This is a genomic window from Loktanella sp. R86503 (assembly GCF_042466455.1).
Classification (GTDB): domain Bacteria; phylum Pseudomonadota; class Alphaproteobacteria; order Rhodobacterales; family Rhodobacteraceae; genus Loktanella.
Window position 1 is genome coordinate 1,841,943 of sequence record NZ_JAXHCI010000002.1, and the last position, 25,765, is coordinate 1,867,707.

27 protein-coding genes are annotated in these 25,765 nt (G+C 60.5%); 10 read left to right on the forward strand and 17 right to left on the reverse strand.

What is annotated here, in order from left to right; genetic code table 11:
- Nucleotides 1-104 precede the first annotated feature (104 nt).
- A complete protein-coding gene (locus SJY10_RS10080) occupies nucleotides 105-1,283 on the forward strand; it encodes an ammonium transporter (RefSeq protein ID WP_386682129.1) in 1,179 nt (392 codons plus the stop codon).
- A gap of 64 nt (nucleotides 1,284-1,347) precedes the next feature.
- On the opposite strand, the gene SJY10_RS10085 is transcribed toward SJY10_RS10080, so the two are convergent.
- The gene (locus tag SJY10_RS10085) at nucleotides 1,348-1,800 is read right to left on the reverse strand and encodes a type II toxin-antitoxin system RatA family toxin (RefSeq protein ID WP_386682131.1); all 453 of its coding nucleotides are present in this window, start codon (nucleotides 1,798-1,800) and stop codon (nucleotides 1,348-1,350) included.
- 80 nt (nucleotides 1,801-1,880) lie between these two features.
- Here SJY10_RS10085 and hpt point away from each other — a divergent pair, with 80 nt between their 5' ends.
- The gene (gene hpt, locus SJY10_RS10090) at nucleotides 1,881-2,423 is read left to right on the forward strand and encodes a hypoxanthine phosphoribosyltransferase (RefSeq protein WP_386682132.1); all 543 of its coding nucleotides are present in this window, start codon (nucleotides 1,881-1,883) and stop codon (nucleotides 2,421-2,423) included.
- Complete coding sequence (locus SJY10_RS10095) at nucleotides 2,420-2,599, forward strand: hypothetical protein (RefSeq protein WP_386682134.1); 180 nt, start codon at nucleotides 2,420-2,422, stop codon at nucleotides 2,597-2,599. Before hpt ends, SJY10_RS10095 begins: the two co-directional genes overlap by 4 nt.
- Nucleotides 2,600-2,738: 139 nt before the next feature.
- Here the strand turns inward: SJY10_RS10095 and lipA are convergent, their stop codons facing one another.
- Both lipA and SJY10_RS10105 read right to left on the reverse strand, forming a co-directional pair.
- On the reverse strand, nucleotides 2,739-3,686 hold the full coding sequence (lipA, locus tag SJY10_RS10100) for a lipoyl synthase (protein WP_386682136.1): 948 nt from the start codon (nucleotides 3,684-3,686) through the stop codon (nucleotides 2,739-2,741).
- A 103-nt stretch (nucleotides 3,687-3,789) separates the two neighbouring features.
- A complete protein-coding gene (locus SJY10_RS10105; protein WP_386682138.1) occupies nucleotides 3,790-4,860 on the reverse strand; it encodes a DUF6456 domain-containing protein in 1,071 nt (356 codons plus the stop codon).
- A gap of 251 nt (nucleotides 4,861-5,111) precedes the next feature.
- Between SJY10_RS10105 and SJY10_RS10110 the strand changes: the two genes are divergently transcribed.
- Nucleotides 5,112-5,414, forward strand: coding sequence for a DUF6477 family protein (locus tag SJY10_RS10110; protein WP_386682139.1), 303 nt, complete (start codon nucleotides 5,112-5,114; stop codon nucleotides 5,412-5,414).
- Between the two features lie 14 nt (nucleotides 5,415-5,428).
- Here SJY10_RS10110 and SJY10_RS10115 read toward each other — a convergent pair whose 3' ends face one another.
- The gene (locus SJY10_RS10115; RefSeq protein WP_386682141.1) at nucleotides 5,429-6,976 is read right to left on the reverse strand and encodes a trimethylamine methyltransferase family protein; all 1,548 of its coding nucleotides are present in this window, start codon (nucleotides 6,974-6,976) and stop codon (nucleotides 5,429-5,431) included.
- A gap of 127 nt (nucleotides 6,977-7,103) precedes the next feature.
- Between SJY10_RS10115 and guaA the strand changes: the two genes are divergently transcribed.
- The 3 genes from guaA to SJY10_RS10130 all read left to right on the forward strand — a co-directional run bounded on the left by guaA (nucleotide 7,104) and on the right by SJY10_RS10130 (nucleotide 10,959).
- Nucleotides 7,104-8,663 (forward strand): glutamine-hydrolyzing GMP synthase, encoded by a 1,560-nt coding sequence (gene guaA, locus SJY10_RS10120; RefSeq protein ID WP_386682143.1) that lies wholly within the window; start codon nucleotides 7,104-7,106, stop codon nucleotides 8,661-8,663.
- A 37-nt stretch (nucleotides 8,664-8,700) separates the two neighbouring features.
- Nucleotides 8,701-9,564: a DMT family transporter gene (locus tag SJY10_RS10125; RefSeq protein WP_386682145.1), complete on the forward strand. Its 864-nt coding sequence runs from the start codon at nucleotides 8,701-8,703 to the stop codon at nucleotides 9,562-9,564.
- A gap of 126 nt (nucleotides 9,565-9,690) precedes the next feature.
- Nucleotides 9,691-10,959: a hypothetical protein gene (locus SJY10_RS10130; RefSeq protein ID WP_386682147.1), complete on the forward strand. Its 1,269-nt coding sequence runs from the start codon at nucleotides 9,691-9,693 to the stop codon at nucleotides 10,957-10,959.
- A gap of 74 nt (nucleotides 10,960-11,033) precedes the next feature.
- Here SJY10_RS10130 and lpxB read toward each other — a convergent pair whose 3' ends face one another.
- The 13 genes from lpxB to pyrH form a co-directional block, all read right to left on the reverse strand.
- The gene (gene lpxB / locus SJY10_RS10135; RefSeq protein ID WP_386682148.1) at nucleotides 11,034-12,161 is read right to left on the reverse strand and encodes a lipid-A-disaccharide synthase; all 1,128 of its coding nucleotides are present in this window, start codon (nucleotides 12,159-12,161) and stop codon (nucleotides 11,034-11,036) included.
- A complete protein-coding gene (locus SJY10_RS10140; protein ID WP_386682150.1) occupies nucleotides 12,158-12,946 on the reverse strand; it encodes an LpxI family protein in 789 nt (262 codons plus the stop codon). Before SJY10_RS10140 ends, lpxB begins: the two co-directional genes overlap by 4 nt.
- Nucleotides 12,946-13,725: an acyl-ACP--UDP-N-acetylglucosamine O-acyltransferase gene (gene lpxA, locus SJY10_RS10145; protein ID WP_386682152.1), complete on the reverse strand. Its 780-nt coding sequence runs from the start codon at nucleotides 13,723-13,725 to the stop codon at nucleotides 12,946-12,948. Before lpxA ends, SJY10_RS10140 begins: the two co-directional genes overlap by 1 nt.
- Nucleotides 13,725-14,210: a 3-hydroxyacyl-ACP dehydratase FabZ gene (gene fabZ, locus SJY10_RS10150; RefSeq protein WP_386682154.1), complete on the reverse strand. Its 486-nt coding sequence runs from the start codon at nucleotides 14,208-14,210 to the stop codon at nucleotides 13,725-13,727. The genes lpxA and fabZ overlap by 1 nt, the downstream gene beginning before the upstream one ends.
- An 87-nt stretch (nucleotides 14,211-14,297) precedes the next feature.
- Nucleotides 14,298-14,978 carry an OmpH family outer membrane protein gene (locus tag SJY10_RS10155; protein WP_386682156.1) on the reverse strand — a complete coding sequence of 227 codons (681 nt, stop codon included), beginning with the start codon at nucleotides 14,976-14,978 and terminating at the stop codon, nucleotides 14,298-14,300.
- On the reverse strand, nucleotides 14,978-17,326 hold the full coding sequence (gene bamA, locus SJY10_RS10160; protein WP_386682158.1) for an outer membrane protein assembly factor BamA: 2,349 nt from the start codon (nucleotides 17,324-17,326) through the stop codon (nucleotides 14,978-14,980). The genes SJY10_RS10155 and bamA overlap by 1 nt, the downstream gene beginning before the upstream one ends.
- Before the next feature lie 129 nt (nucleotides 17,327-17,455).
- Nucleotides 17,456-17,581: a hypothetical protein gene (locus SJY10_RS10165; RefSeq protein ID WP_386682160.1), complete on the reverse strand. Its 126-nt coding sequence runs from the start codon at nucleotides 17,579-17,581 to the stop codon at nucleotides 17,456-17,458.
- 72 nt (nucleotides 17,582-17,653) lie between these two features.
- A complete protein-coding gene (gene rseP / locus SJY10_RS10170; protein ID WP_386682162.1) occupies nucleotides 17,654-18,976 on the reverse strand; it encodes an RIP metalloprotease RseP in 1,323 nt (440 codons plus the stop codon).
- 4 nt (nucleotides 18,977-18,980) lie between these two features.
- Entirely contained in the window at nucleotides 18,981-20,150 is a 1,170-nt protein-coding gene (gene dxr, locus SJY10_RS10175) for a 1-deoxy-D-xylulose-5-phosphate reductoisomerase (protein ID WP_386682164.1), read from the reverse strand.
- Nucleotides 20,147-20,947: a phosphatidate cytidylyltransferase gene (locus SJY10_RS10180; RefSeq protein ID WP_386684608.1), complete on the reverse strand. Its 801-nt coding sequence runs from the start codon at nucleotides 20,945-20,947 to the stop codon at nucleotides 20,147-20,149. The genes dxr and SJY10_RS10180 overlap by 4 nt, the downstream gene beginning before the upstream one ends.
- 7 nt (nucleotides 20,948-20,954) lie before the next feature.
- On the reverse strand, nucleotides 20,955-21,689 hold the full coding sequence (uppS, locus tag SJY10_RS10185; RefSeq protein WP_386682166.1) for a polyprenyl diphosphate synthase: 735 nt from the start codon (nucleotides 21,687-21,689) through the stop codon (nucleotides 20,955-20,957).
- Nucleotides 21,690-21,752: 63 nt separating this feature from the next.
- Nucleotides 21,753-22,313, reverse strand: a complete 561-nt coding sequence (frr, locus tag SJY10_RS10190) for a ribosome recycling factor (protein WP_386684610.1) — start codon at nucleotides 22,311-22,313, stop codon at nucleotides 21,753-21,755.
- Between the two features lie 122 nt (nucleotides 22,314-22,435).
- Complete coding sequence (gene pyrH / locus SJY10_RS10195; protein WP_386682168.1) at nucleotides 22,436-23,158, reverse strand: UMP kinase; 723 nt, start codon at nucleotides 23,156-23,158, stop codon at nucleotides 22,436-22,438.
- A 135-nt stretch (nucleotides 23,159-23,293) separates the two neighbouring features.
- Between pyrH and miaA the strand changes: the two genes are divergently transcribed.
- From miaA to SJY10_RS10210, 3 genes are all read left to right on the forward strand, one after another.
- Nucleotides 23,294-24,190, forward strand: coding sequence for a tRNA (adenosine(37)-N6)-dimethylallyltransferase MiaA (miaA, locus tag SJY10_RS10200; RefSeq protein ID WP_386682170.1), 897 nt, complete (start codon nucleotides 23,294-23,296; stop codon nucleotides 24,188-24,190).
- Nucleotides 24,191-24,259: 69 nt separating this feature from the next.
- Entirely contained in the window at nucleotides 24,260-25,108 is an 849-nt protein-coding gene (locus tag SJY10_RS10205) for an AraC family transcriptional regulator (RefSeq protein ID WP_386682172.1), read from the forward strand.
- Nucleotides 25,109-25,234: 126 nt separating this feature from the next.
- Nucleotides 25,235-25,489 (forward strand): hypothetical protein, encoded by a 255-nt coding sequence (locus tag SJY10_RS10210; RefSeq protein ID WP_386682173.1) that lies wholly within the window; start codon nucleotides 25,235-25,237, stop codon nucleotides 25,487-25,489.
- Nucleotides 25,490-25,765: the final 276 nt, after the last annotated feature.

The window sequence follows — 25,765 nt, forward strand, 5'->3', positions numbered from 1 at the left end:
TTGCGCATTGCCTTAAAATGTCGCGCCTTTAAACGCATCTGCCTCTTTCCTTGGCGATGGCTGTTCCGCCATTGCGGCCGGAACCAAAAGTGGAGGGGTTAGATATGAATGCTGCGGATACCGCCTGGATCATGGTCGCGACGGAACTTGTGCTGTTCATGACGCTGCCGGGACTGGCCTTGTTTTACGGTGGACTGGTGCGCGCCCGGAACGTGCTCAGCGTGTTCATGCACTGCTATGCCATCGCTTGCTTGATGAGCGTGCTTTGGTTTGCCTTTGGCTATTCCATCGCCTTTGGCGGGGACGGCCCCTTTTGGGGCGGTCTGGACAAGCTGTTTCTGAACGGTGTCGCGCTGGACAGCCTGACCGGCACGCTGCCAGAGATCCTGTTCTTTGCCTTCCAGATGACATTCGCGATCATCACCCCCGCGCTGATCGTCGGTGCCTATGTGGAACGCATCGGCTTTGGCTTTGTGCTGCTGTTTTCGGCGCTATGGATGCTGATCTGTTATGCGCCGGTGGTGCATTGGGTCTGGGGCGGCGGATTCCTGGCCGATGGCGGCATCTTTGGCGACGTCGGCGTGCGCGACTTTGCCGGCGGAATCGTCGTGCATGAAACCGCAGGTCTGGCGGCCTTTATCCTTGCGATTTTCCTTGGCGCACGGCGCGACAAGGCAAAGCCGCCGCATAACCCCGGCATGGTTATGATCGGGGCCGCGATGCTGTGGGTCGGCTGGTTCGGCTTTAACGGGGGCAGCCAGCTGGCCGCTGATGCAGGCGCTGCCATGGCGATCACCGTGACGCACCTGTCCGCTGCCGCCGCATCCCTGACCTGGGCCCTGTGGGAACGGATCAAGTTCGGCCGTGCGTCCATGGTTGGCCTTGTCACCGGCACCATTGCGGGCCTTGCCAGTGTTACACCCGCCGCCGGTTTCATCACCCCGATCGAGGCGTTGATCATCGGCGCTGTCGCAGGTGTGCTGTGCCAAGAAGTCGTGACCCTTGTGCGCAACAAACTGGTGATCGACGACACGCTGGACGTCTTTGCCGTGCACGGTGTTGGCGGCATCTTTGGCACGATCATGATCGCGGCCTTTGGCGCAGGCACATGGACGGCACAGCTGGGATCGCTGGCGATTGTCGGCCTGTGGACTACGGTTGTGACGATCGCGCTGATCTACGTTTGCCGCGGCATCACCCACCTGCGCGTGGATCAAGAGACCGAGACGACAGGCCTTGATCTGGCGGTACATGGCGAGCGGGCTTACGATCTGAATTCCTAATTTAAAGCCACAAAAACGAAAGGGGCCGCCTGTTGGGCGGCCCCTTTTGCGTTCCAACCCTTAATCAGGCAGGCGATCCGTAAAGCGTGGCGGCGCGCTTTTCAAAAGCCTTTACGATGGTCTGCATCGCCTGATTAAAGAACATGCCCGCAGCCCCTTGCAGGATGCGATTCTTAAATTCGAAATCGACGTGAAAATGAACCTTGCAGCCTTCGGGTGCATCCTCGAACGTCCAGCGGCTGTTCAGGTGTTTGAACGGGCCGTCGATATATTCCGTATCGATCTGCTTTTTTTCCGGCCACAGCGTGACCTTGCTGCCAAAGGTTTCGCGAAATACTTTGAACGACACGACCAGATCGGCCAGCAAAATGGTATGGTCGCCCTGTTCATCCGTTGACCGCAGACGCGCAGCCGCCGTCCAGGGCAGGAATTTGGGATAGCTTTCGACATCCGCCACAAGGGCATACATCTGATCGGCGGTATAAGGCAGAACGCGGGTTTCGTCGTGGACGGGCATAGATGACTTTCACGGTGTGACTTCACCTTGTGATGTCGTAAAAGGTGCGCAGAAATCAACCCTTGCCCGACAGGTATTGCATGTCACGCCCCTATGTTATCGACCAGATGATCAGCGCCAAATCCATCGCCGCAAGGATAGAGGCGCTGGCCCGCGACATTCATGACGCCTTTAACGGCACGGATAAACTGGTCGTTGTCGGCCTGCTGCGCGGGTCCTTTGTGTTCATCGCCGACCTTGTGCGCGAACTGGAACTGCCCGTCGAAGTCGATTTCATCGAGGCGTCATCTTATGGCGACGGCATGGAAAGCAGCCGCGAGGTCCGCATCCTCAAGGACTTGCGGGGCACCATCGAAGGCCGCGATGTGCTGATCGTCGAAGATATCGTCGACACCGGGCACACCCTGTCCCATGTGACCGATTATCTGCGCTCGCGCCATCCGGCGCGGCTGAAAACCATTGCCCTGCTGGATAAACCCGCCCGCCGCGAGGTGGATTTCCGCGCCGACTGGACAGGATTCGAAATTCCCGACGCCTTTGTCGTGGGCTATGGCATCGACTTTGCGCAGCGCAATCGCAACCTGCCCTATATCGGTCAGGTGCGGTTCACGGACGAGGCATGAACCCGCGCTGGCTGCTGCACGCCAGCCGCTGGGCGCGCAATCCGCCATCGGCGCGGCGCGTGTGGCTTGTTCTGGGCGTGGTTGCGGCCTGCCTTGCGCTTGCAGGCGCTGAATGGCTGCTGGGTGCCGATGTCGAAATGCAGCGCCAGAACTTGCGACCATTCACGACAAATTAAATCATCGTGATGCATCAAAGGCGGCATGACACGTGATGCCGCCTTTCTGATCACCGTGACCGACACCGCAGCGCGGGCGGCGGTCCATGGGGAAATTCTATGGGCGGTCCGGTGGCAACGGCCGCCGCGAACCCCCTGCTTAGCCGAACTTGGCCAGACGTGCCGCCCGCAACCGCGCAAAGTCGTCGCCCGCATGATAGGACGACCGCGTCAGCGGCGAGGCAGATACCATCAGGAACCCTTTGCCAAAGGCGGCTTTTTCGTAGCCTGCAAATTCCTCTGGCGTGACGAACCGGTCAACGCGGTGATGCTTTGGCGTCGGTTGCAGATACTGACCGATGGTCAGAAAATCGATATCGGCGGCGCGCATGTCTTCCATGACCTGCATCACAGCCTGCCGGTCTTCGCCCAAGCCGACCATGATGCCCGATTTCGTGAACATGGTGGGATCAAGTTCCTTTACCCGCTGCAGCAGGCGCAGCGAATGGAAATACCGCGCGCCGGGGCGCACTTCGGGATAAAGGCCCGGCACGGTTTCAAGGTTGTGGTTGAACACGTCCGGCTTGGCAGCCACGACGATTTCAAGCACTGACGGATCGCAGCGAATGAAATCCGGTGTCAAAATCTCGATCGTGGTCTGCGGTGCCTGGCGGCGGATGGCGCGGATGGTCTGGGCAAAATGCTCTGCCCCGCCGTCCTCGACGTCGTCGCGGTCTACGGATGTGATGACGACGTGGTTCAGTCCCAGCTTTTTCACCGCATCAGCGACACGGCCTGGTTCGAACACGTCCAACGCCTCTGGCGGTTTACCGGTTGCGATGTTGCAAAAGGTGCAGGCCCGGGTGCAAACTTCGCCCATGATCATCATGGTTGCGTGGCCCTGGCTCCAGCATTCGCCGACATTGGGGCAACCGGCCTCTTCGCAGACGGTCGTCAGCTTGTGTTCGCGCATGATATCGCGCGTCTGGCGATACCCTTCCGACGTGGGGGCCTTGACCCTGATCCAATCGGGCTTTTTCGGTTGGGCGGCGTCGGGACGCTTGGCTTTTTCCGGGTGGCGCTGGGCAGGAATTTTCAGATCGCGCATGGGATGCGGGCCTTTTATCTGTGATCGCCCAACACCTAAGGGCGCGCGGGGCAAAAGTCCATTGCCTGCCCCGCAGGTCCGCCATGCGCATTGCCGCAGGCTGTTAGCCAATGCGCGGGGCGAATTTCCCGATGGTCTGCTCATAATGGCGCACCAATCGCTGAAGCGAGATGCGCAGCACGATCTTGCCCGACCGCGCCGACCAGCCAAGGCGCTTTTCGGTGACTTCCAGCCCTTCAAGCAGGCAGCAGCAGCGCAGGGCGGCATCCTGCAGCCCCGGCCCCAGATCGTCCAGCGCGGCAATTACACGCTCTCTTGCGGCCTGCGTTGCGGGGTGCACGGCCACGCCGTCCGTCAGCCCGCAGCGCCAGTCCTCGCCGACATCCGGTCCGGGCTGGGACAGAACGAAATCCTCGCGCAGCCGCTCTCCGACGCGGACAAGATCGCGGTTCAGGAACGGCTTGCCATCCTTGCCCCGGCGGCGCGACAGGCCGATCAGCGGCGTCTCTGTCGCGATAAAGCGGGCGGCGGCGGCAGAAGGCTCTGGCCGGGTCCAGTCGTTGTCGGCCCCCAGATCGGCAAACCCGCTTGCGCGGTTTTCCTCGGCGGCGGTCAGGCGGCGCAGTTCGGTGCGGCCAAGGCCGGTGATGTGATAGCGGGCGATCCGCGCATCCGGATCAGGGCAGCTGACCCAGTTTTGCAAGGCGATAGCCTGGGCAATCTCTGCCTCGACAACCGCGGTGCGCAGGGTGCCGCCCGTCCCGTCCTCGCGCACGATAACGGCGCTATCCATGTCGCGGGCCACTGCCATGATGGCGCGCGGCTCGCACAGGCGACGCAGCACGTGCAGCGCCTCGCGGTTCAGGCGGCTTTGGGACACACCGGGGGCGACGGGCATGGAAACGGGAACATAGTGCAGCATGGCAGTGCTTTCTGTATCGCTTGGGGCTTGGGTGGGAACGGACAAGGCGCGCAGCGCGGCATCAATCAGCGGATCATCGCGCCGTGCCTCGCAGCTGCGCACCTGCCGCAGGATTGTGGACGGATGCACATCACGCTGCCGGGCCAAAGCCCGGATCGACGTGCCGTCAACCGTATGCGCCAGATAATGCCGGACCGGTTCCGGGACCCATGCCGGATAATCCGGGATGTGAATTTGCTTGAGCATCGTCATATTGGCCAGTCCCCCTGGTCCCCGCAGAACCCACCTGTATTGCCTCGCAGAAAGGGATACAGAATGGATAAATTAAGGACATTATCTTAACTGATAGTTAATGTTATCAACTTGGTAACACTCTTCCAAAAATTGATTAATGAATACGGGCGGGACCGTTCTGAGGTTTCGCTCGCCCCGCAACACCCTTTCAGGTTGTGCCACCCATGGCCCATGACACCGGGATGCCCCCGGACGGAAAGGGACATGACATGCAGGATATTCAATCGCAGATCAGACACCTGAAGCGGCCGGACCTTTTGGTTCAGGCGGCGCGATTCGGGTTGGACGGGTTTCGCCGCAGCCGGGATCTGGCCCGGCTCCTGCCGGATCTGTCCCATACCAGTTGCGGCGCGACCTTGATGGCCTTGCTAGAGGCAGAGCGTGCGGAAAACGACGCCCGCACGGCGCATAGCGCGCATTACGCGCTGATCCGTCATATTCAGCTACTGACGGCCATCATGGCAGAGGCGCGCGATTTCGACATCATCGCGCGCCCCCGCAGTGTGACTTAAAGACAGGCGCCCGCTTACATAAAGCTGTCAGGCATCGACGCCTTTTTGTCTGCCACATAGGCCCGCAGCCGCGCCTCGATTTCAGGATCGAGGGGGGGCTGGACGTAGGTGTCGATCATTTTTTTGACCCGCAGGCTGGCAAGCGTCTGGGTGTCGCGCGCGCCTTCTTCGTCCCAGGTTTCAAAGGGTTTGTAGTCAAACAGATCGGACCGCCAGAACGCGGATTTAAAATTTGCCTGCGTATGGGCGCAGCCAAGGTAGTGCCCGCCCGGCCCGACCTCTGCGATGGCGTCCATCGCCTGACCATTTTCCGACAGGTCTACGCCGCGGGCAAAGTGGTGCAGCGTGCCAAGCTGGTCGGCATCCATCACAAACTTTTCAAAGCTGGCGACAAGGCCGCCTTCCAGCCAGCCGCAGGCGTGCAGCATGAAGTTCACGCCGGACAAAAGGCCCATCTGAAGGCTGTTGGACGTCTCGTATGCGGCCTGCGCATCGGGTAGCTTTGATCCGCAGAACGATCCTGCGCTGCGATAAGGCAGACCCAGACGGCGCGCCAACTGCCCTGCCCCGTATGTGATATGCGCGGCCTCTGGTGTGCCAAAGGTCGGTGCACCAGAATTCATGTCGATAGACGTCACAAAGGCGCCAAAGATCACCGGCGCGCCAGGACGCACCAGCTGGGAATAGGCAACGCCGGCCAGCACTTCGGCCATGACCTGCGTCAGGGTGCCAGCAACGCTAACCGGTGCCATCGCGCCGCCGACGATAAAGGGGCTGATGATGCTGGCCTGATTATGCTCCGCAAAAATCTCCAGCGCGCCCATCATGATCGAATCGAACGTCATAGGAGAGTTGATGTTGATCAGCGATGTCATCACCGTGTTGTCGCGCACGAAATCCTTGCCGAACAAAATCTCGCACATCTCGACGCTGTCTTTGGCGCGGCTGGGTTCGGTGACAGAGCCCATGAACGGCTTGTCCGACAGCACCATATGGGCCAGCAGCATATCAAGATGGCGTTTGTTCACCGGAATATCCGTCGGTTCGCACACGGTGCCGCCGGAATGGTGCAACCACTTGGACATATAGCCAAGTTTCACGAACTTTTCGAAATCGGCCATTGTCGCATAACGGCGGCCGCCTTCGGCATCGCGCACAAAGGGCGGGCCATAGACCGGGGCCAGCACCAGATTGTTGCCGCCAATGACGACGTTGCGGTCCGGGTTGCGGGCGTGCTGGGTGTATTGGCTAGGGGCGGTGCTGCACAGCTTGCGGGCAAGGCCGCGTGGAATGCGCACACGCTCGCCTTCAATTTCCGCGCCAGCGGCACGCCAGCGGTCCAATGCCGCCGGGTTATCGACGAAATTGACGCCGATCTCGGCCAGAATCGTCTCAGCGTTGCGCTCGATCACGTCCAGCGCCTCTGCTGTCAGCACCTCGTAGTTCGGGATGTTGCGTTCGATATACTTGGCGGTTTCCACACTAACGGCGGTCCGTTCCGCCCGCCGTGCGGCCCCGCCGCCGCCGCGTGCCCTGCGTGTTGTTGTTGCTGCCTCGGTCATATCCGCACCTTTCCCGCTGATCGTGGCCCCGTGATACGACGAGTTTGCGCAAGCCGAGAAGCGACAAACGCCACCCTTGGGGCGAAAGCGACATTGCAGCATCGCGAAATCCGACTTAATTAGCGGCATGGATATACAAGACCACGAACGCCTGCTGATCATCGACTTCGGCTCTCAGGTCACGCAATTGATTGCGCGGCGCCTGCGGGAATTGAACGTCTATTGCGAAATTCATCCCTACCAGAAGGTCACAGACGCCTTTCTGGCAGAGTTTGCGCCTAAGGCAGTGATTCTGTCTGGTGGCCCCGACAGCGTGACCCGCGAAGGATCGCCGCGTGCGCCGGGTAGCGTGTTCACCATGGGCGTGCCGGTTCTGGGCATCTGCTATGGCCAGCAGACCATGATGACCCAGCTGGGCGGCAAGGTTGAACGCGGTCACGGCACCGCCGAATTTGGCCGCGCCTATGTCAAACCGCAGGGCGAGCTTGACCTGCTGCGCGGTTGGTTCCTGACGGACCGCGAACAGGTCTGGATGAGCCACGGCGACCACGTCTCTGCCATCGCGCCCGGTTTTGAAGTTTTCGGCACCTCGCCCAACGCGCCTTTTGCCGTCACCGCCGACGCCTCGCGTCATTTTTATGCGGTGCAGTTCCACCCAGAGGTGCACCACACGCCCAACGGCGCAAAGCTTTATGAAAACTTCGTCCGGATCGCTGGTTTCAAAGGCGACTGGACGATGGGTGCCTACCGCGAACAGGCGATCGAGGCGATCCGCGCACAGGTTGGCGACAAGAAAGTTATCTGCGGTCTGTCCGGCGGCGTCGATTCGTCCGTCGCGGCTGTGCTGATCCACGAAGCCATCGGCGACCAGCTGACCTGTGTTTTCGTTGATCACGGCCTGCTGCGGCAGGGCGAGGCGGACGAAGTCGTCAAGATGTTCCGCGACGAATACGAAATCCCCCTGATTCATGCGGACGAACAGGAATTGTTCCTTGGCGAATTGGACGGGCAGTCCGATCCAGAAACCAAGCGCAAGATCATCGGCCGTCTGTTTATCGACGTTTTCCAAAAATACGCCAACCAGATCGAAGGCGCGGAATTCCTTGCGCAGGGCACACTGTACCCTGACGTGATCGAATCGGTCAGCTTTTCCGGCGGCCCGTCGGTCACGATCAAAAGCCACCACAATGTCGGCGGCCTGCCTGAAAAGATGGGCCTAAAACTTGTGGAGCCGCTGCGCGAGCTGTTCAAGGACGAAGTGCGCGCGCTGGGCGCAGAGCTGGGCCTGCCGCCCAGCTTTATCGGTCGCCACCCCTTCCCCGGCCCCGGTCTGGCGATTCGGTGCCCCGGCGAAATCACCCGCGAAAAGCTGGAGATTTTACGCAAGGCAGACGCCGTATATATCGACCAGATCCGGCGGCACGGGCTTTATGATGATATCTGGCAGGCCTTCGTGGCGATCTTGCCGGTTCGCACCGTCGGGGTGATGGGCGACGGGCGCACATACGACTTTGCCTGCGCCCTACGCGCTGTGACCTCTGTTGATGGCATGACGGCGGATTATTACCCTTTCACCCACGAATTTCTGGGTGAAACCGCAACGCGGATCATCAACGAAGTGCAGGGCATTAACCGTGTGACCTATGACATCACATCCAAACCTCCGGGCACCATCGAGTGGGAATAAACATCCCGGCCCCGGCCCATGCGGCCGGGGTTTTGTCATGACGCCGACCCTGCGCGCCTGTCTGTGGATGATCGGCGCAATCTTCTCGTTCACCTCGATGGCCATTGCGGGCCGTCAGGTTAGCTTCGCGCTCGATACCTTTGAAATTATGACATATCGCAGCCTGCTAGGCATCGCGATTGTCGGCTGTGTTGCCTATGCCGCAGGGACCTGGCGGCAAATTAACACCCAGCAGCTAGGGCTGCATGCCCTGCGCAACCTGTCGCATTTCACTGGCCAGAACCTGTGGTTCTTTGCACTGACGATGATTCCGCTGGCACAGGTCTTTGCGCTAGAATTTACCACACCGATCTGGGTTTTACTGCTCTCGCCGCTTTTGCTAGGCGAACGGATGACCCGCACGGGCTTGATTGCCGCGCTGATTGGCTTTGTCGGCGTGCTGATCGTCACCCGCCCCGGCAGCGCGCCGATTTCCGCCGGGTTAATCGCCGGCGCGCTTTGCGCTATCGGCTTTGCATTTTCAGCGATTTTCACGCGCAAGCTGACCCGGACCCAGACAATCACCTGCATTTTGTTCTATCTGACTGTCATGCAGGCTGTCTTTGGCCTGATCTGCGCAGGATTTGACGGCGATATTGCCTTGCCAACCGCCGCGACCCTGCCTTGGCTTATCGTGATCGGCTGCGCGGGGCTTTTCGGCCATTTTTGCCTGACCTCTGCCCTTGCGCTGGCACCGGCCAGTATCGTCATGCCCATCGACTTCGCCCGCCTGCCTTCGGTCGCGATTCTGGGTGCCCTTATCTATCAAGAGCCGCTGGATCCTTACGTCTTCCTTGGCGCTGCGCTGATCTTTGGCGGAAATTATCTGAACATTGCCAAGGGTCAAACTCGCCGTTCCTAGGCCGGATTTCGGCAAAGATGGCACAGCAGCGCAACATCGGCGGTTTGACGCCGCGTCATTAATTGACCGTTCAAATTCATGTGTCCAACGTGGGGAAGAGGAAACTTTCATGACGGGGATGGAGACATGAAAAAACAATTTACGCTGGGCGCAGCGCTTCTGATGACCACGACGGCCGCTTCGGCGTCGGGCATCGACCGCAACCTGACAAACTATGGCATTCTGTTCGAAACCGGCAACTACGCCGAGCTGTCTTACGCCAATGTCTCGCCTTCTGTGTCGGGAAACTATGGTCCGACCGCAACAGCCTTGGGCGGCGGTGAAACCAGCACTGATGTCATGTCGGAAGATTTCGAAACGCTGTCCGGCTCTGTGAAATACGACCTGACTGACAAGCTGGCCTTGGGTCTGTATTCGAACCAGCCTTTCGGCGCGAATGCCAATTACACCAACGGCTTCTATACCGGTCTGTCCGCCGACTGGGATTCGCGCGGCACATCTATTGTGCTGAAGTATAAGGTCACACCGAACATCAGCATTTATGGCGGTGCGCGCAGCATCGTATCGCAGGCGACGATCAATATTCCCGACCAGCTGATCCGCGTCCAATACGGTCTGGCCGCCCAGCAACTAGGTGCCGCAGCCGAAGCTGCAGCCGCCGGCGGCGATCTTGCAACCGCAGGTGCGCTTGGCCAGCAGGCCCAGCAACTTGGTGCCATCGCAACCACGACACCGGCAGGCGGTCTGGCTTACAAGGCGACCACCGATTCTGACCGTCAGACCAGCTATATCGTTGGTGCCGCTTACGAGCGTCCCGAAATTGCGCTGCGCGTAGCACTGACCTACGAATCGGGCTACACGCACTCGTTCGAATCCGTCGAATCCTTTGGCGGCGTCGATACCGATCCGATGACGACAAATATCGAAATGCCTGATGTCTACACGCTCGACTTCCAGTCCGGCGTTGCAAAAGACACGCTGGTTTTCGGTTCGATCCGTCACGCGACCTGGTCCGACTGGGAAGTGCGCCCGCCCGTCTATGGTGCCAGCATTCCTGCAAGCCCCGTCGGCAGCGCCCGTGTCACCGGTATCGACACGGACACCACCACCTATCGCATCGGTGTTGGCCGCAAATTCTCTGACGCGATTTCGGGCTTTGCCCGCGTCACCTATGAGCCCGGCAATGGCGATGTGCTGTCGCGTCTGGCACCGACCGATGGTTCTATCGCCTACGGCATCGGCGGCAGCTACACCAATGGCGCGATCAAGGTGACCGGGGGTGTCGAATACATCACCTTCGGTGAAGGCGACGACAACGAAGACGCATTGCTGGCGACCAACTTTGCCGACAACGACGCTGTCGCAGTTGGTCTGTCGGTCGGCTACCGCTTCTAAAGGGGCCCTCCCCAGAACGACAAAGCCCCGGCAAATTGCCGGGGCTTTTTGCGTTTGCGGGGTTGGCCTGTCGATCAGCGCAGCATCGAACGGGCAGCACGCAGACCCGGTGCCTCGCCGCCGCGGCCAAGGCGATCCATAGTCAGGGCCATCGCAGCATTTTGCGCGCCAGGCGCGGCAAGGACTGCCCGCAGCCCCGCTGCAATTTGCGCCGATGTGCAATCTGGCCCGATAAATTCAGGCACAGCGCGCGTGTCGGATACCAGGTTGACCAGCGTGACCGTGTCCACCAGCAACATGCGCCCGATGATCTGCCGCGACAGCCAATTCATATCATAGGCGATCACCATCGGCGTTCCGGCTGCCGCCAGCTCAAGCGACACAGTGCCAGAGGCCGCCAGCGCCACATCCGCCGCACGAAAGGCCGCGCGCTTTGCACCTGTATCATCAGGCGCGATCAGTATTGGCTGCGTGGGCCAATCGGCGGTCAGATCCCGCACCAAAGCGGCCACGGGGCCGGCGCAGGGCACTACGACCCGCATATCCGGCGCCGACGTTTTCAGTAGCCCCAAGGCTTCGCCAAAGCGGCTGGCAAGGCGCGTGACTTCGCCTTTTCGCGATCCCGGTAGCGCCAAAATCAGGGGGGCATCGCCGATACTATAAGCTGCGCGAAAGGCGGCTGCCTCCTCATCTGTCGCGACGGGCTGCGCCACCACCGGATGACCGACGAAATCGCAGGTCATGCCAGCGGCCTGCATTAAGGGCGGCTCGAACGGGAACAGCGCCAGCACATGATCGATATGACGCGCCATCTTGGCCGCGCGCCCCGGACGCCAGGCCCAGACCGTGGGTGCCACATAATGCACCGTCCGGATCTGCGACCGCGCCTTGACCAGCTTTGCCACGCGCAGACAGAAATCCGGGCTGTCAATCGTCAACAGCACATCGGGACGGGCCGCGATCACCGCATCGGCACATTCTGCAATCCGCCGCTTGAGGGCGCGATATTTGGGCAGGATTTCGGCCAGCCCCATGACGCTCAACTCGCTCATGTCGAACAGGCTGACAAGGCCCTGCGCCTGCATCAGCGGCCCGCCCACCCCTTCAAAGGTTACGCCGGGGGACAGTTCGCGCAGTCCCGCCATGACCGCACCGCCAAGCGCATCGCCTGACGGCTCTCCTGCGATGACGAAAACCTTCATGCTGCCTCCTTCGGGCGGACCCATAGGAATAGGCCCTGCGCGTCCATCAGTTGTATTACGCCAGCCAGATCAGGCACCATGACGCCGCCTGCTTCGATCACGATTCCTGCCAGCCCGGCCGCGGCAGCGTTCTGGACCGTGCGGGGGCCGATAACAGGCAGATCGGCGCGGCGGTCCTGGTTCGGTTTAGGACCTTTGAACAGGATCGCCGCTGTTGCCGCCCCGCCCAATGTGGCCAGCATGGCATCCGTGCCTGCGTCATCCTCTGACGCGATGACGATGCCCTGCCGGATCACACAGGCCTGCCCCAGATCAGCCGCCCCCATCAGGGCCAGCTGCGCCACGCCAGCGCGGGCATCTTCAATATGCGACGGCAAAGGCTGCGCTTGCGTCGGAATGCCAGCCGGCGGCAGTAAGGCAGGCGCGGCTTCATGCGCGCCAATGACCTGCAACCCCCGCTGTTCCAACAGGGCGATAAAGCCGCGCAGGGCGCCATCGTCGCCTTTTCGCATATTGCGCCATATCGTCGGAACAAGCTTTAGCGTCGCAAAGTCAAAGGCGCTGGCGCGGATCTGCGGGCGCCGCACACCGCCAACCATGCAAACCTGCGTCACGCCCCGCGCCGTCAGATCGTTCAAAAACCCGCCCAGCCGTTCAATGCGAAACGTGATATCCGCTGGAATGTCAGGCGCATAACCGTCCAGTGCACAGACCAAGGGCCGCTGCGGCAAGGCTTGCAGCACCATAGCCGGCAGCACGCCAGTTCCGGCGATCAGCGCCAGCATCAGTGGGGCGTCAGAAAACTACGGTCGCTGTCGGCCATGATAAAGGCCAGGACCTGGCTGACGGCCGCACTGTCACTGCCGGCCAATCCTTCGGCCCGCGCATGAAAGGTGCCATCGCGATCCTTAAGCACCGCATAGGCCGCCCGCATGGCAGATATATCCGCACGCGGCATGCCTCGCCGCTTCATCCCCACCAGGTTCAACCCTTCAAGGGTGGCCCGCGGCCCCATCACAAGACCATGGGGAATCACGTCATTGGTGACCATCGACAACGCACCGATCATGGCCCCCTGCCCGACACGCACAAACTGGTGCAGACCCGACAGGCCGCCGACGATTACGTCGTCCTCCAGGATGCAGTGACCGGCGACGGCGCTGCAATTGACGATGATGACACGGTTGCCGATCATGCAGTCATGGGCCACGTGACAGCCTGCCATCAGCAGGCAGTCATCACCGATCTGCGTCAGCCCGCCGCCGCCAGCGGTTCCCGTATTGACCGTGACATGTTCACGAATGCGGTTGCGGGCACCGATGCGCAGGCGGGTTTCTTCGCCGTCGAATTTCAGATCCTGCGGCACTTCGCCGATGACGGCGAATTGAAACACTGTGGTGTCATCGCCGATCTGCGTGTCACCGGTGACGACAACATGGCTTTTCAGCGTGACATTCGCCCCAAGCACGACCTTGGGCCCGACAAGGCAGAATGGCCCGATCGTGCAGCCTTCGCCGATGACGGCTCCGTCTTCGATAATGGCGCTGGGGTGAATACCGGTCATCAGCTGCGCATGTCCAACATGGCCGCAAATTCACATTCGCAGGCCAGTTCGCCATCGACTTCGGCACGGCCATGGAATTTCCAGACCTTCGCGCCGGGCTTCCCGCGCAGGGTTTTCACCTTCATCAGCATGCGGTCACCGGGAATAACCTTGCGGCGGAATTTGCAGGCGTCGATCGACATGAAGTAGATCAGCAGATCGCCCTTGATCAGCCCCATCGACGCGCCCACCATGACACCGGCAGTCTGCGCCATCGCTTCGATGATGGTCACGCCGGGCATGATCGGGGCACCGGGAAAGTGGCCCTGAAAATGCGGCTCGTTCATCGTGACATTCTTGATACCCGTGGCCGAGGTCGTCCCGTCGATGTCAATGACGCGGTCCACCAGCAGGAACGGATAGCGGTGCGGCAGGATATCCTGAATAAGCTGGATATCACATTCCGTGATCGGGGCGCAGGTGTCTGGCGTGGTGGCATCGGTCATCGGCTCTTGGTCCTTCACTTGAATGATGCGCGGGGCACCTGCGTTTGCTTACCAATCTGCCCTGACCCGGGCAAGGGCACCAAAGCGTTAGGGGTTTTCGGGGTCCAGCACCGGCAGTTCGCCCTGATCGGCGGCGGGGCTGTCATCCGGCCCCGGCAAGGTTGCGGGCGGGACAATGTCGGACGGCACAGCGCTGGGGGGCACTTCGACCAGCGCAGGCACATCGCCAGTGGCACTGCCATCGGAATCGACAAATTGCGCATCAATCCGCGCGATCGCTTCTTCGGTAATGTCTGCTGCCAAAAGTGCAATGAAAACAGACCTTTGATCGAATGTTACTGTCGCGCCCTTTTCGATCATCAGCTGCCCGACAACCCCTTGGACCTGCGCAAAGAAATCCTTTTGCGCGGTCAGGCGGGCGTTTTGCAAGGCGACTTCCTTGGCGTCCCGCGCGCGGCGGATGCCTTGCACCTTGGTGTCGAAATCGGTCGCTTCCTTGCGAAAATCCGCCGCTGGCATGGTCGGCCGGCGCAGGGTCAGGCTGCGCTCTTCCTCGGTCAGGGCGGCGACAATCCGGTCGTTTTCAGCCTTCAGCTCTTCGGCGCTGCGGTCAAGTTCCGCACGGATTTGCTGGCCGTAACGCGATTCCTGATAAAGCCGGTCGCTGTCGACGATCAACACCGGCGGCGCGTCCGCCGGTGCCTGTTGTGCGCCGGCGGTGGTGATCGACGCCAGTGTCACCACCAGCGCAGCCGCAAGCGCACGCATCAGAACGACGTCGAGATCGTGACGTCAAAGACCTGCGTTTCGTCCTGCGTTTCGGATTTCAACGCTTCGGTAAAGTTAAAGCGCAGCGGGCCAAGCGGCGTCGTCCAGAAGATCGACACACCAGCCGTCGCACGCGGCGTGAAACCGTCATAGATGATATTCGTCTCGTCCGATCCGTCGCGGCCCACATCCCAGACAGAGCCGTAGTCAGCAAAGACGCCGCCGGTGATGCCGTATTCCTCTGGCAGGCCCAGCGGGAATTCCGCCTCCAGCCGCGCCACGGCGTAAGAGTTGCCGCCCAGCGAGTCGTTGATATCCGTATCACCACCCGGTTCGAAATCGCGGGGGCCGACGCCGTTGGTGTCGAAACCGCGGAACGAATTGCCGTTCAGGAAAAAGCGGTCGGTAATCCGGCTGAACCCTTCTTGATAGGCCAGATGCCCGCCTTCGATCGTGGCCCGCAGGGTCACGTCTTCGTTCAGCACCTTGCGTTCTGCCGCGGCAAGCGCCGTGGTCTTGATGAACTGCGTGTCACCAAACGCAAATTCCTGACCAAAGCGGAACACGTAGCCCGCTGTCGGATCAAGTCCGGTGCGCCGGTTGTCGAACGAATAGCTATAGCCAAGCGAAGCGTTAAAGACGCCGTCTTCGTCCGCCTCTTCCTGGATGAAGTCGCTGACGCTTTCAACATCGCCGGTCAAGTCGTTGTATTCCAGCGCGACAAAGGTGGTCAGACGACCGCTTTCGCTGACAGGAAAGGTCAGGCTCGGGCTGACGCGGAAGGTTTCGGTGTCGTAGTTGTCATCGTCGTCGAACGATGTGCGATAGCTGAAGTCGAAATTGGCACGCAGATCGCGGCCAAGAAAGTTCGGCTCTCCAAGGCTGAAATCCAGCACGCGGTTGGATTCGGCAGTCGACACCTGCAAGCTCAGTGACTGGCCGCGGCCAAGGAAGTTCTGTTCGCGGAAGCTGGCCACAAGGCCGACACCGTCATCGGTGTTGTAGTTCGCGCCAAAGGACAGCGATCCGGTCGGGGCTTCTTCGACGTTGACGTCAACGATGACCTGATCGGGCGTCGATCCTTCACGGGCCTCGACATTGGCGGTGCTGAAAAAGCCAAGGGCGCGGATGCGGTCGGCGGCTTCGCGGATGGTGCGCGGGTTGAACGGATCGCCTTCGACAGTGCGGAACTGGTTGCGCACAACCCGGTCAAGCGTGGTGGAGTTGCCTTCGATATCAATGCGTTCGACAAAAATGCGCGGGCCGCGCACCAGTTTGTAATCCACGTTCAATGACAGATCACGGTCGTTGCGGGTGATCACGGGTTCCACAGCAATAAAGGTCAAGCCCCGCTGGATGGCCAACCGTTCCAGCCGCGCGATATCACGATCGACCTGGCCGGGGTTATAGGCCATGCCGGTTTTGGTCGTCAGCGCCCGTTGGAAATCGGCGACATCGACTTCTGGCAGATCGGAACTGGCAGAGACGTTGGCAAAGGTGAATTTCTGCCCTTCCTGCACGTTATACGTGATCAGATAGGCATCGCGTTCACGGGTCAGGGTCACATCGACGTTTTGCAGCGTGAAATCGGCATAGCCACGTGACTGATAGAAATCGGTCAGCACCTGCTTGTCAAAGTTGATGCGATCCTCGGAATAGGTGTCGCGGCTGATTATCGCACGTAGCAGGCCGGCCTGCTTGGTTTCCAGAACGCCGCGCAGGCGGCGGTCGGAAAAGCTGCGGTTCCCGACAAAGGTGATGCGCTGCACTTCGGTGACGCCGGATTCCGACACTTCGAACACCAGATTGACGCGATTATCGCTCAGCCGGATGATGCGGGGCGTGACAGAGGCGTTGATGCGGCCGTTCTGCGCATAAAGACCGGTGATGGTCGCAACGTCCTGATCGACGGTCGCGGGCGAATAAATCTTGCGCGGCTGGCTTTGCATCAGGGGCAGGAATTCCGCGTCCGACAGACGGCGGTTCCCTTCAATAGAGATCTGGTTGACCGTGGGATATTCGACAACATTGACCGACAAGGTGCCGCCATTGGCCTGCACGTCCACCGTTTCAAACAGACCGGAATCGCGAATTTTCTGGGCGGCGGTGTTCACCTCGTCGGCGCTTAACACCTCGCCCCGGCTGATGCCGGCGAATGACAGGATCGTATTGTCGGCAACACGCTGGTTGCCGTCGATCTGCACCGCATTGAACGCAAAGTTCTGTGCACTGGCACCGCTGACCTGAAGCACCAGCAACATCGCGGACAGGGTCAAACTGCCCCGTGCGACCCGCGTTGCGACCCCAGTTGAAACTGGTGCCTGTGCACCCGCGTTTTTATTGTTCATGATGCTGCCTGCTACCCGATGTCCCTGTTGTATTTGGATTACCCAACCCGAACACGGATGTCAAAACGAACAAGCACGCCCGGGGGCGTGCTGGACAGGTTAATTGCCAGTGCTGCAAAAAGCGGTCGTTTACAGCAGTGCGATATAGGCACCGGCATAAAGCGCGGCGATCATGGCACCTGCGGTCAGCAAACGGTCCCAGTTCAGCGACAGCAGCGTACTGATACCTTTGTAGCTTTGCGAAATGGTCTGCATCTGCGGCTCCTTCATAGTCTTTGGCTGAACTACGAAAGGATTAAGGCCGAAATGCGGCAGCCTTATGTCCCCCTAGGGGCACAGCACCAGATCGTTAAGGATAGCAAAGACCATCATTGTTCCAATCAGCGCCACACCGGCCATCATCAGCACGTTCAGCGCGCGGTCAGACGGTTTGCGGCGCGTCACAGCTTCATAGGCATGAAATACAAGGTGGCCGCCGTCCAGCACCGGGATCGGAAACAGGTTCAGCAGCCCGACCGCCGCCGACAGCATGCCGATAAATAGCACGTAACTGGTGGCCCCCTGACTTGCCATCGTGGCGCTGGTCTGGGCAATGCCGACCGGGCCGGACAGGTTGCAGGTTGAAATTGCGCCGGTCACGATATGCGACAGCGCCGACAGCGATGTGGTGATGGTCATCCACAATTGCTGCATTCCCAGCCAGACCGCCCGCCAGGGGGCCACGCGGTCGGTGGCTGCCTCGAAAAACAGATCGCCCGTGATGCCGATCAGCCAGCGGGTTTCGAACCCTCCATTGGGCAACGGCAGGTCCATGCGCCGGGGGGACAGGGTGATATCAAGGGTGTCGCCAGACCGCCAGACCGTCAGATCCAGCGACCGGCCATCCGCCGCATTGACCACATCGACCAGCTGCTGAAACGCAAACACCGGCGTGCCGTCCACGGCTGTAATCACATCGCCGATCTTGAGCCCGGCATCATCCGCTGCCGACCGCGGCGTCACACCAGAGGCGCGCGGCGGCAGCGGATAGGGCCCCTGCACCACGATTTCCTCACCGTTCCGCCGCACGGTGTAATCGACCCGGTCGGTGACAGGCAGGCCGTCCAGCCCTTCCTCGGGGCTCATTGTTATATCGCCGATCTTGATGATTTCATCACCCGGCAGCATGTCAGAGGCATAGGCCGGCGGCAGCGCCACCTCTGCCGCATAGGTCATGGGGACACGGGGCGAGCCAGTGACCATGATGAAGCCGGCAAACAGAACAATCGCCAGAATAAAGTTAAATATCGGCCCGGCAGCCACTGTCGCCGCACGCGCCCACAGCGGCGCACCCAGCATCGTGTGGCGGGCGTCCCTGCCCTCTGCCACATCGGTGCCGCCGACGCTGGCCGCATTGGCATCGCCCAGAAACTTGACATAGCCGCCAAAGGGCAGCGCCGCGATCTGCCAGACCGTGCCGCGCTTGTCGGTGCGGGCAAAAAGCACCGGGCCAAACCCGATCGAGAAGACCTCGGCATGGATGCCGCTCCACCGGCCGACGATGTAATGGCCGTATTCATGGATCGCCACGATGATGGACAAGGATACCACGAACATCAAAAGCGTGAACAGGCCACCGCCCAGCTGCGGTAGAAGTTGCGTCAGATCCACTGTGTCATCCCCGATGTGTCAAAGCATCCGCCACACGCTGGCGCGTCTCGCGGTCGATTTCCAGAATAGTGTCTAGCTGCATCGGGGCATTTTGCGGACCCTCATGTGCTGACATTTTGGCGAGCGCCTCTGCCACGACGCCGCTCATGTCCATGAACCCGATGCGTCCTGCGATAAAGGCGTCCAGCGCGGATTCTTTGGCGGCATTGAACACCGCGCCCATCGCGCCCCCCGCCTGCATGACCTCGCGCGCAAGGCGCAGCGCAGGCCAGCGGGCTTCGTCGGGGGTGCGGAATGTCAATTGACCAATCTGCGCCAGATCAAGGCGATCCACCGGCAGATGCCTGCGGTCCGGCCAGTGCAGCGCATAGCCGATGGCGTGGCGCATATCAGGCGGGCCCACATGGGCCATCAGCGCACCGTCGTTAAAACCGACCAGCGCATGCACCAGCGATTCCGGGTGAACGATGGCTTCGATCTTGTCCGGGCTGATGCCAAAGAATTCCTTGGTTTCAATTAGTTCAAGGGCCTTGTTGAACATGGATGCGCTGTCGATCGTGATGCGCTGCCCCATGTCCCAGTTGGGATGGCTAGATGCCTGTTCCAGCGTGGCACCGGCTAGTTTATCCAGCGGCCAGTCACGGAATGCGCCCCCCGATGCGGTGATGACGATCCGTTCGACGGCGGCCATATCCTCGCCCACCAGCGCCTGAAACACAGCGGAATGTTCGCTGTCGACCGGCAAGATCGTCGCGCCATATCTGCGTGCGGTCGCCAGTAAAAGCGGGCCAGCGGTGACAAGGGATTCCTTGTTCGCCAGCGCCAGCGTCGTGCCCTGTTCCAACGCTGCCATACCTGGCGGCAGGCCCGCCGCGCCGACAATCGCGGACATGATCCAATCGGCAGGCATGAGGGCGGCGTCATTGATCGCAGCGGCACCACAGGCCACGCGGATACCGGTGCCAGACAGCAGGTCTTGCAAAACGGGGTATGCGGCAGGGTCGGAAACGACGGCAACTTCGGCCCGCAAGTCCTTGGCATCTTTTGCCAATTGCACGGCGTTGGACCCGCCCGTCAGGGCGACAACGTGATAGGCCGCGCGGTTGCGGCGGATCAGGTCAATGGTGCTTTGGCCGATGGATCCGGTCGCACCTAGAATGGTGATCCGCCTCAAAAGGCGACTCCCGGCACGTTGAAAAGCCCAGCCACAAGCAACATGAACAAGGATGCCCCCAGCAGTGCATCAAAGCGGTCAAACAGCCCGCCGTGACCTGGGATCAGGGTCGAGCTGTCCTTGACCTTCATCCGGCGTTTCAACCCGCTTTCGGCAGCATCGCCAAGCTGGCTGGCAAAGCTAAGGACCATCGACAGCAGGACGATTTCAAAACCGGCACTTGTAAAAAACGTGAAGATGACCCCGACAAGACCCGCTGCTACCCAGCCGCCGGCCGTGCCGGACCAGGTCTTTTTCGGGCTGACCCTTGGCCAGAACTTGGGTCCGCCGACAGCGCGGCCGATCATGTAACCGAACACATCCGTCGCCACGACAACGCAGATCAGCCACAGGATCCAGCCAAAGCCATAGTCGGCACGGAACGTGACGATGCCCCAGCCTGCGACCTGAATACCCAAGGAAAAACAAAAGAATGCAAGGCGTTCGTGCTTTACCCGCCATGCGCCAATCAGGGGCACCACAAGGAACAACAGCAGACCAAGCGCGGTCGCATGTTCCAACATGCCCGACAGGACAGAGGCCGTGAGCGCCGCAAGCAACATGCCAGGCGTCGGCAGGTCAGAGGCGATCATCATCCACAATTCCCAGATCATCACGGCTGTCACAAAGACAACCATCATCTGGAACCAGACGCCGCCCATCACAACGCCGACAGCGCCCACCAGAACCATAGCCGCGCTGGACGCAAGCCGGACCGTCAGATCATCCCATTTGCCAGAGGGTGTCGGCGTCTGCAGGCTCACGTCAGGCCATGACCCCGCCAAAACGGCGCTCTCTTGCGCCGAACTTGGACAGCACTTCGGCGAACACCTCGGCGCTGAAATCAGGCCAGAGCGTGTCGATAAATTCGTATTCTGCATAGGCGGACTGCCACAGCAGGAAATTGCTGATCCGCGCCTCGCCGCTGGTGCGGATCACCAGATCGGGGTCGGGCAGAAAGCGGGTATCGAGGAATTTGGACAGCGCCTCTGCATCGACGTCTTTGTAGGACAGACGGCCCTGCTCGACCTCGAACGCCAGCCTTTGGGCGGCGCGGGTGACTTCGTCGCGGCCGCCGTAGTTCAGCGCGATCGTCAGATGCACCTTGTCGTTGCCGGCGGTGTAAAGTTCCAGATTGTCCATCATCCGCACCAGCTTATCGTCCAGCCGGATGCGGTCGCCGATAAAGCGCACGCGCACGCCTTCGTCGAACAGCGCCTTGGCTTCGCGCATGATATAGCGCCGGAACAGCGCCATCAGACCCGCAACTTCGGTCTGGGTGCGCTTCCAGTTTTCCGTCGAAAAAGCAAAGATGGTCAGATACTTGACGCCCTGATCGGGACAGGCGCGCACGATTTCGCGCACGCGTTTCGCCCCGGCGTGGTGGCCGAACAGACGCGGGCGCCCGCGCTGCTGCGCCCAACGACCATTGCCATCCATGATGACGGCAACGTGGTTCGGGCCGCCCTCTTGGTCTGATGTGATGTCCGTTTGGGGCATGAGGCCTCTTTTCCGCGGTTGCGACCCCGTACCGGGGTCAATCAGGTCGTCCGGCGCACGGCCTTAGACCTGCATGATCTCGGCTTGCTTGGCTTCCAGGGTTTCGTCCACTTTTTTAATGTGGGCGTCGGTCAGTTCCTGCACGGCGGCTTCCCAGAATTTCTGGTCGTCCTCTGCCATGCCGTCCTTGGCCTTTTTAATCTGGTCCATACCGTCACGGCGTAGGTTGCGGATGCTGACGCGGGTGGATTCGGCATAGTTGCCAGCCACTTTGGTCAGCTCGCGGCGACGTTCCTCGTTCAGTTCGGGGATCGGCAGCATGATGATCGTGCCGTTCATCTGGGGGTTGATACCCAGACCGCTTTCGCGGATCGCCTTTTCAACCTTGTTAACAAGGCCCTTGTCCCAGACGTTGATCGTGACCATCCGCGGTTCGGGCACGTTGACGGTGCCGACCTGGTTGATCGGGGTCGGGCTGCCGTAGGCATCCACCATGATCGGCTCCAGCATGGAGCCAGAGGCACGGCCCGTGCGCAGGGACGCAAATTCCGTGCGCAGGTTGGCGATTGCACCATCCATGCGGCGTGCTAGGTCGTCGGTATCGAGTTCGAAATCTTCAGCCATAATCGTCATGCTCTGTCTTGCGGCAAATTGCCTACTTTCCCCGCTCTTAGGGGAAAGACGTTGAATTGTATAGGACGCGCTGCATCTGAATCCGCAAATGTGGCGCCATCGCGCGTATCAGTTCAGTCGTGAACGACGGTTGAGGTGCCTTCACCTGCAAGGATACCTTTGAAGCCGCCGGTATCGTCCAGGCTGAAAACAATGATCGGCAAATGGTTATCCCGCGCCAAAGCAATAGCGCTGGCATCCATGACGCCCAGATGCTTTTGCAGCACCTCGTCATAGCTGATCCGCTCGTAACGCACCGCATCATCGTGCTTGGCCGGATCCTTATCATATACACCGTCAACCTTGGTGCCCTTAAAGATTGCCTCGCAGGACATCTCGTTGGCGCGCAGGGTCGCGGCGGTGTCGGTGGTGAAATAAGGGTTGCCCGTTCCGGCGGCAAAGATGCAAACCCGCTTCTTTTCCAGATGGCGCACCGCGCGGCGACGGATGTAGGGCTCGCAGACCTGATCCATTGGAATTGCGGAAATCACGCGGGTATGGATTTTCAGCTCTTCCAGGGCCGATTGCATCGCCAGCGCGTTCATGACCGTCGCCAGCATTCCCATGTAATCGGCCGTTGTGCGTTCCATCCCCTGGGCCGACCCTTGCAACCCGCGAAAGATGTTGCCGCCGCCGATAACCATGCAAATCTCCACGCCCATGTCGTGGACCGATTTGACCTCTCGGGCGATGCGCTGGACGGTTGGCGGATGCAGGCCGAATGCCGTGTCGCCCATCAAAGCCTCGCCAGAGATCTTGAGCATTACGCGTCCGTATTTGGTCCGCTCTTCGGTCATGGGGTAGGTCCTTGTGCTGGGGCTGCCAATTGGGGCTGCGGCGGGCTGCGGTCTTGCGGCTTTCGCTTTGGCGCAAAATGAAGCATATGGGCCAAAGGTTCAATGCCGTGTGACGGCGCAATGCAGATTTCGCCCATGATCTTGAACGCAATCCCGGTGCCGGACCCAGGCACACCGATCCTGATCGCCGGCCCAACCGCCAGCGGCAAGTCGGCACTGGCGCTGGCGCTGGCCCGCCAGCTGGGCGGTGTGATCGTAAATGCGGATGCCCTGCAGGTCTTTGACGGGTGGCGTTTGCTGACTGCGCGCCCCCCCGATGCGGATTTGGCGCAGTCGCCGCACCTGCTTTACGGTCATGTGCCGCTGCACCAGCCCTATTCCGTCGGCCACTGGCTGCGCGATGTGGCCCCCTTGCTGCGGGGGGCGCGGCCCATCATCGTTGGCGGCACGGGGTTGTATTTCAGCGCCCTGACCGAAGGTCTGGCCGACATTCCCGCCACGCCAGCGGATGTGCGTGCCGCAGGCGATGCGCTGGCGCTGCCGGATCTACTGGCGCAGATCGACGATGCCACCCGCGCGCGCATCGACACCGCCAACCGCATGCGCGTCCAGCGCGCCTGGGAGGTGCTGAAGACGACCGGACGCCCCCTTGCCGACTGGCAGGACAACACGCCGCCGCCGCTGCTGCCATTGCCCGATGCCTTGCCCCTTGTAATTGACGCGCCCAAAGAATGGCTGAGCCCCCGCATCGCCCGCCGGTTTGATCTGATGCTGGACCAAGGCGCTTTGGCAGAGGCGGCCGCCATTCGCCCAATGTGGAACCCCGCAGATCAATCCGCCCGCGCCATCGGCGCGACAGAGCTGATCGCCCATCTGGACGGCAAAATGTCGCTGAACGATGCGCGGGATGCCGCAATCATCGCAACGCGCCAATATGCAAAGCGGCAAAGGACTTGGTTCGCCCGCCGGATGCGTAATTGGTATCGCATTGATGCATCATCCACAGATTTATCCACAGCCCTGACAGGCTAGGACAGAAAAAGCGTTGTCTTGCGCGCGCCTCCGCAGCAAGATTTGGGCAGTTTGACAGGATAGACCCTGATGCCCGACGATTTCAGCCAATTGCCGCTTCCCGATGCGGCCCCCGCGACCCTGTCCTTGCAGGCGCTTGGTCAGGTCCCACAGGCCAATCGCTGGCGGACAGAAGCCATGCGCAGTCATGCCACGCCACGCCTGATCTTTTTTGCGCGCGGTCAGGGGCGCATTACCATTGCTGGCTTGACCAGCGGCTATGGTCCCAACAACCTGATCTTTATTCCTGCCCGCACGATGTACGGGTTTGAGATCGGGGCGGCTGCCTTTGGCCAGATCCTGACCCTGCCCGCTGCCATGGCCGCCGAATGGCCGGATGCGCCGGTCCACTTGCGCTTGCGCGATGTGGCGGGGCAAAAGGAATTGCTGGCCCTGATCGAAGGGCTGGAACGAGAGCTGCAATCCACCCGCCCCCACAGCCGCCGCGCGGCGCATTATCATGCGGGGCTACTGTCAGTCTTTTTCGCGCGCCAGATCGCGGCGCAAGGCGCTGATCCAGGCCTTGCCCGCCAACAAACCAGCGCGGCGCGGCTTGTCGCCGCCTATACCGGATTGATCGAACGCGATTTCCGGTCCGACCATTCCGTCGCGGATTACGCTGCAGAACTGGGTGTGACGCCCACCCACCTGACGCGCTGCTGCCGCCAGACCTGCGGTCAATCCGCGCTTGGCCTGCTGGCCGACCGCCGCCACTTCGAGGCGTGCACAATGCTGCGCGACACCAAAACGCCGGTGCAGGACATCGCCAGCCAGACCGGATACCAGTCCGCCGCCTATTTCAGCCGCGCCTTTCAATCCCGCGCTGGCGTCAGCCCCAGCACATTCCGCCGCGCAGGCCCGCAGGTCCGGCCCCGTTGAGGTAAATCTAGGGTGTATCCGCAAACCGCGTTGGTCCGCTATGCGGGACAAAGACGACCTTGAACAACTCGCATCTCTGACTGATGATTGAGGAGACCGAAAATCTTTTGATGCGGGATCTGCGTGTTGTTCAAAACTTTTATTCTGTACCTTCCTTTTGGACTTGGAGCCCTCTTTGGCTACTACCATGTTCCATTTTGGCTTGTTTTTATTGTTTCAGTAGGGCCGGTTGCACTGGTCTTGTCGTTTTTTGATCCAATGGCAAAATCCGACCTAGTCATGATTTCTGCTTACTATGGGAGCTCCGCCATTTCGACAATTGTAGGATATTTTGGGGGTAAGCTTCTGCGAGACCGTGCGACCAAAAAAGATCAAGATTGAACAACTGTTGAAGCAGTGTGGGCTCTAAGCAGACATCCCTGCCGTTCGGACCACATGGCGGATAACGCCAAGTGAATGCTTTCTGACGAAGAGTAGCGTTGGACCAGGCAAAAACCGACTCAGTTTAAGGACGCTCCCTAAATCTAAGCTTTCAGCCGTATCAGTACATAAAACCGGACAACCTGCGTTGACGCGGCGCGGCGCTTGGTGCCTGCTAGGGATCAAAGGGCGCAGCAGCGTCCGCCGGAAATGACTCCGCTGAATATGACGACGTCA

Coding starts and splice junctions, on each gene's coding strand:
- SJY10_RS10140 (WP_386682150.1), bottom strand. CDS start 12,946: ATGCTGGCGCTGATCGCCGGAACTGGCGTGCTGCCGGCTATGGTGCTG.
- SJY10_RS10130 (WP_386682147.1), top strand. CDS start 9,691: ATGAAAAAACAATTTACGCTGGGCGCAGCGCTTCTGATGACCACGACG.
- SJY10_RS10205 (WP_386682172.1), top strand. CDS start 24,260: ATGCCCGACGATTTCAGCCAATTGCCGCTTCCCGATGCGGCCCCCGCG.
- frr (WP_386684610.1), bottom strand. CDS start 22,313: ATGGCTGAAGATTTCGAACTCGATACCGACGACCTAGCACGCCGCATG.
- lipA (WP_386682136.1), bottom strand. CDS start 3,686: ATGCGCGATCTGAAAATTCCTGCCCAGCGCCACCCGGAAAAAGCCAAG.
- SJY10_RS10085 (WP_386682131.1), bottom strand. CDS start 1,800: ATGCCCGTCCACGACGAAACCCGCGTTCTGCCTTATACCGCCGATCAG.
- fabZ (WP_386682154.1), bottom strand. CDS start 14,210: ATGACCGATGCCACCACGCCAGACACCTGCGCCCCGATCACGGAATGT.
- guaA (WP_386682143.1), top strand. CDS start 7,104: ATGGATATACAAGACCACGAACGCCTGCTGATCATCGACTTCGGCTCT.
- SJY10_RS10125 (WP_386682145.1), top strand. CDS start 8,701: ATGACGCCGACCCTGCGCGCCTGTCTGTGGATGATCGGCGCAATCTTC.
- lpxA (WP_386682152.1), bottom strand. CDS start 13,725: ATGACCGGTATTCACCCCAGCGCCATTATCGAAGACGGAGCCGTCATC.
- SJY10_RS10110 (WP_386682139.1), top strand. CDS start 5,112: ATGCAGGATATTCAATCGCAGATCAGACACCTGAAGCGGCCGGACCTT.
- lpxB (WP_386682148.1), bottom strand. CDS start 12,161: ATGAAGGTTTTCGTCATCGCAGGAGAGCCGTCAGGCGATGCGCTTGGC.
- uppS (WP_386682166.1), bottom strand. CDS start 21,689: ATGCCCCAAACGGACATCACATCAGACCAAGAGGGCGGCCCGAACCAC.
- hpt (WP_386682132.1), top strand. CDS start 1,881: ATGTCACGCCCCTATGTTATCGACCAGATGATCAGCGCCAAATCCATC.
- SJY10_RS10115 (WP_386682141.1), bottom strand. CDS start 6,976: ATGACCGAGGCAGCAACAACAACACGCAGGGCACGCGGCGGCGGCGGG.
- SJY10_RS10095 (WP_386682134.1), top strand. CDS start 2,420: ATGAACCCGCGCTGGCTGCTGCACGCCAGCCGCTGGGCGCGCAATCCG.
- miaA (WP_386682170.1), top strand. CDS start 23,294: ATGATCTTGAACGCAATCCCGGTGCCGGACCCAGGCACACCGATCCTG.
- pyrH (WP_386682168.1), bottom strand. CDS start 23,158: ATGACCGAAGAGCGGACCAAATACGGACGCGTAATGCTCAAGATCTCT.
- SJY10_RS10165 (WP_386682160.1), bottom strand. CDS start 17,581: ATGCAGACCATTTCGCAAAGCTACAAAGGTATCAGTACGCTGCTGTCG.
- SJY10_RS10080 (WP_386682129.1), top strand. CDS start 105: ATGAATGCTGCGGATACCGCCTGGATCATGGTCGCGACGGAACTTGTG.
- SJY10_RS10105 (WP_386682138.1), bottom strand. CDS start 4,860: ATGACGATGCTCAAGCAAATTCACATCCCGGATTATCCGGCATGGGTC.
- bamA (WP_386682158.1), bottom strand. CDS start 17,326: ATGAACAATAAAAACGCGGGTGCACAGGCACCAGTTTCAACTGGGGTC.
- SJY10_RS10155 (WP_386682156.1), bottom strand. CDS start 14,978: ATGCGTGCGCTTGCGGCTGCGCTGGTGGTGACACTGGCGTCGATCACC.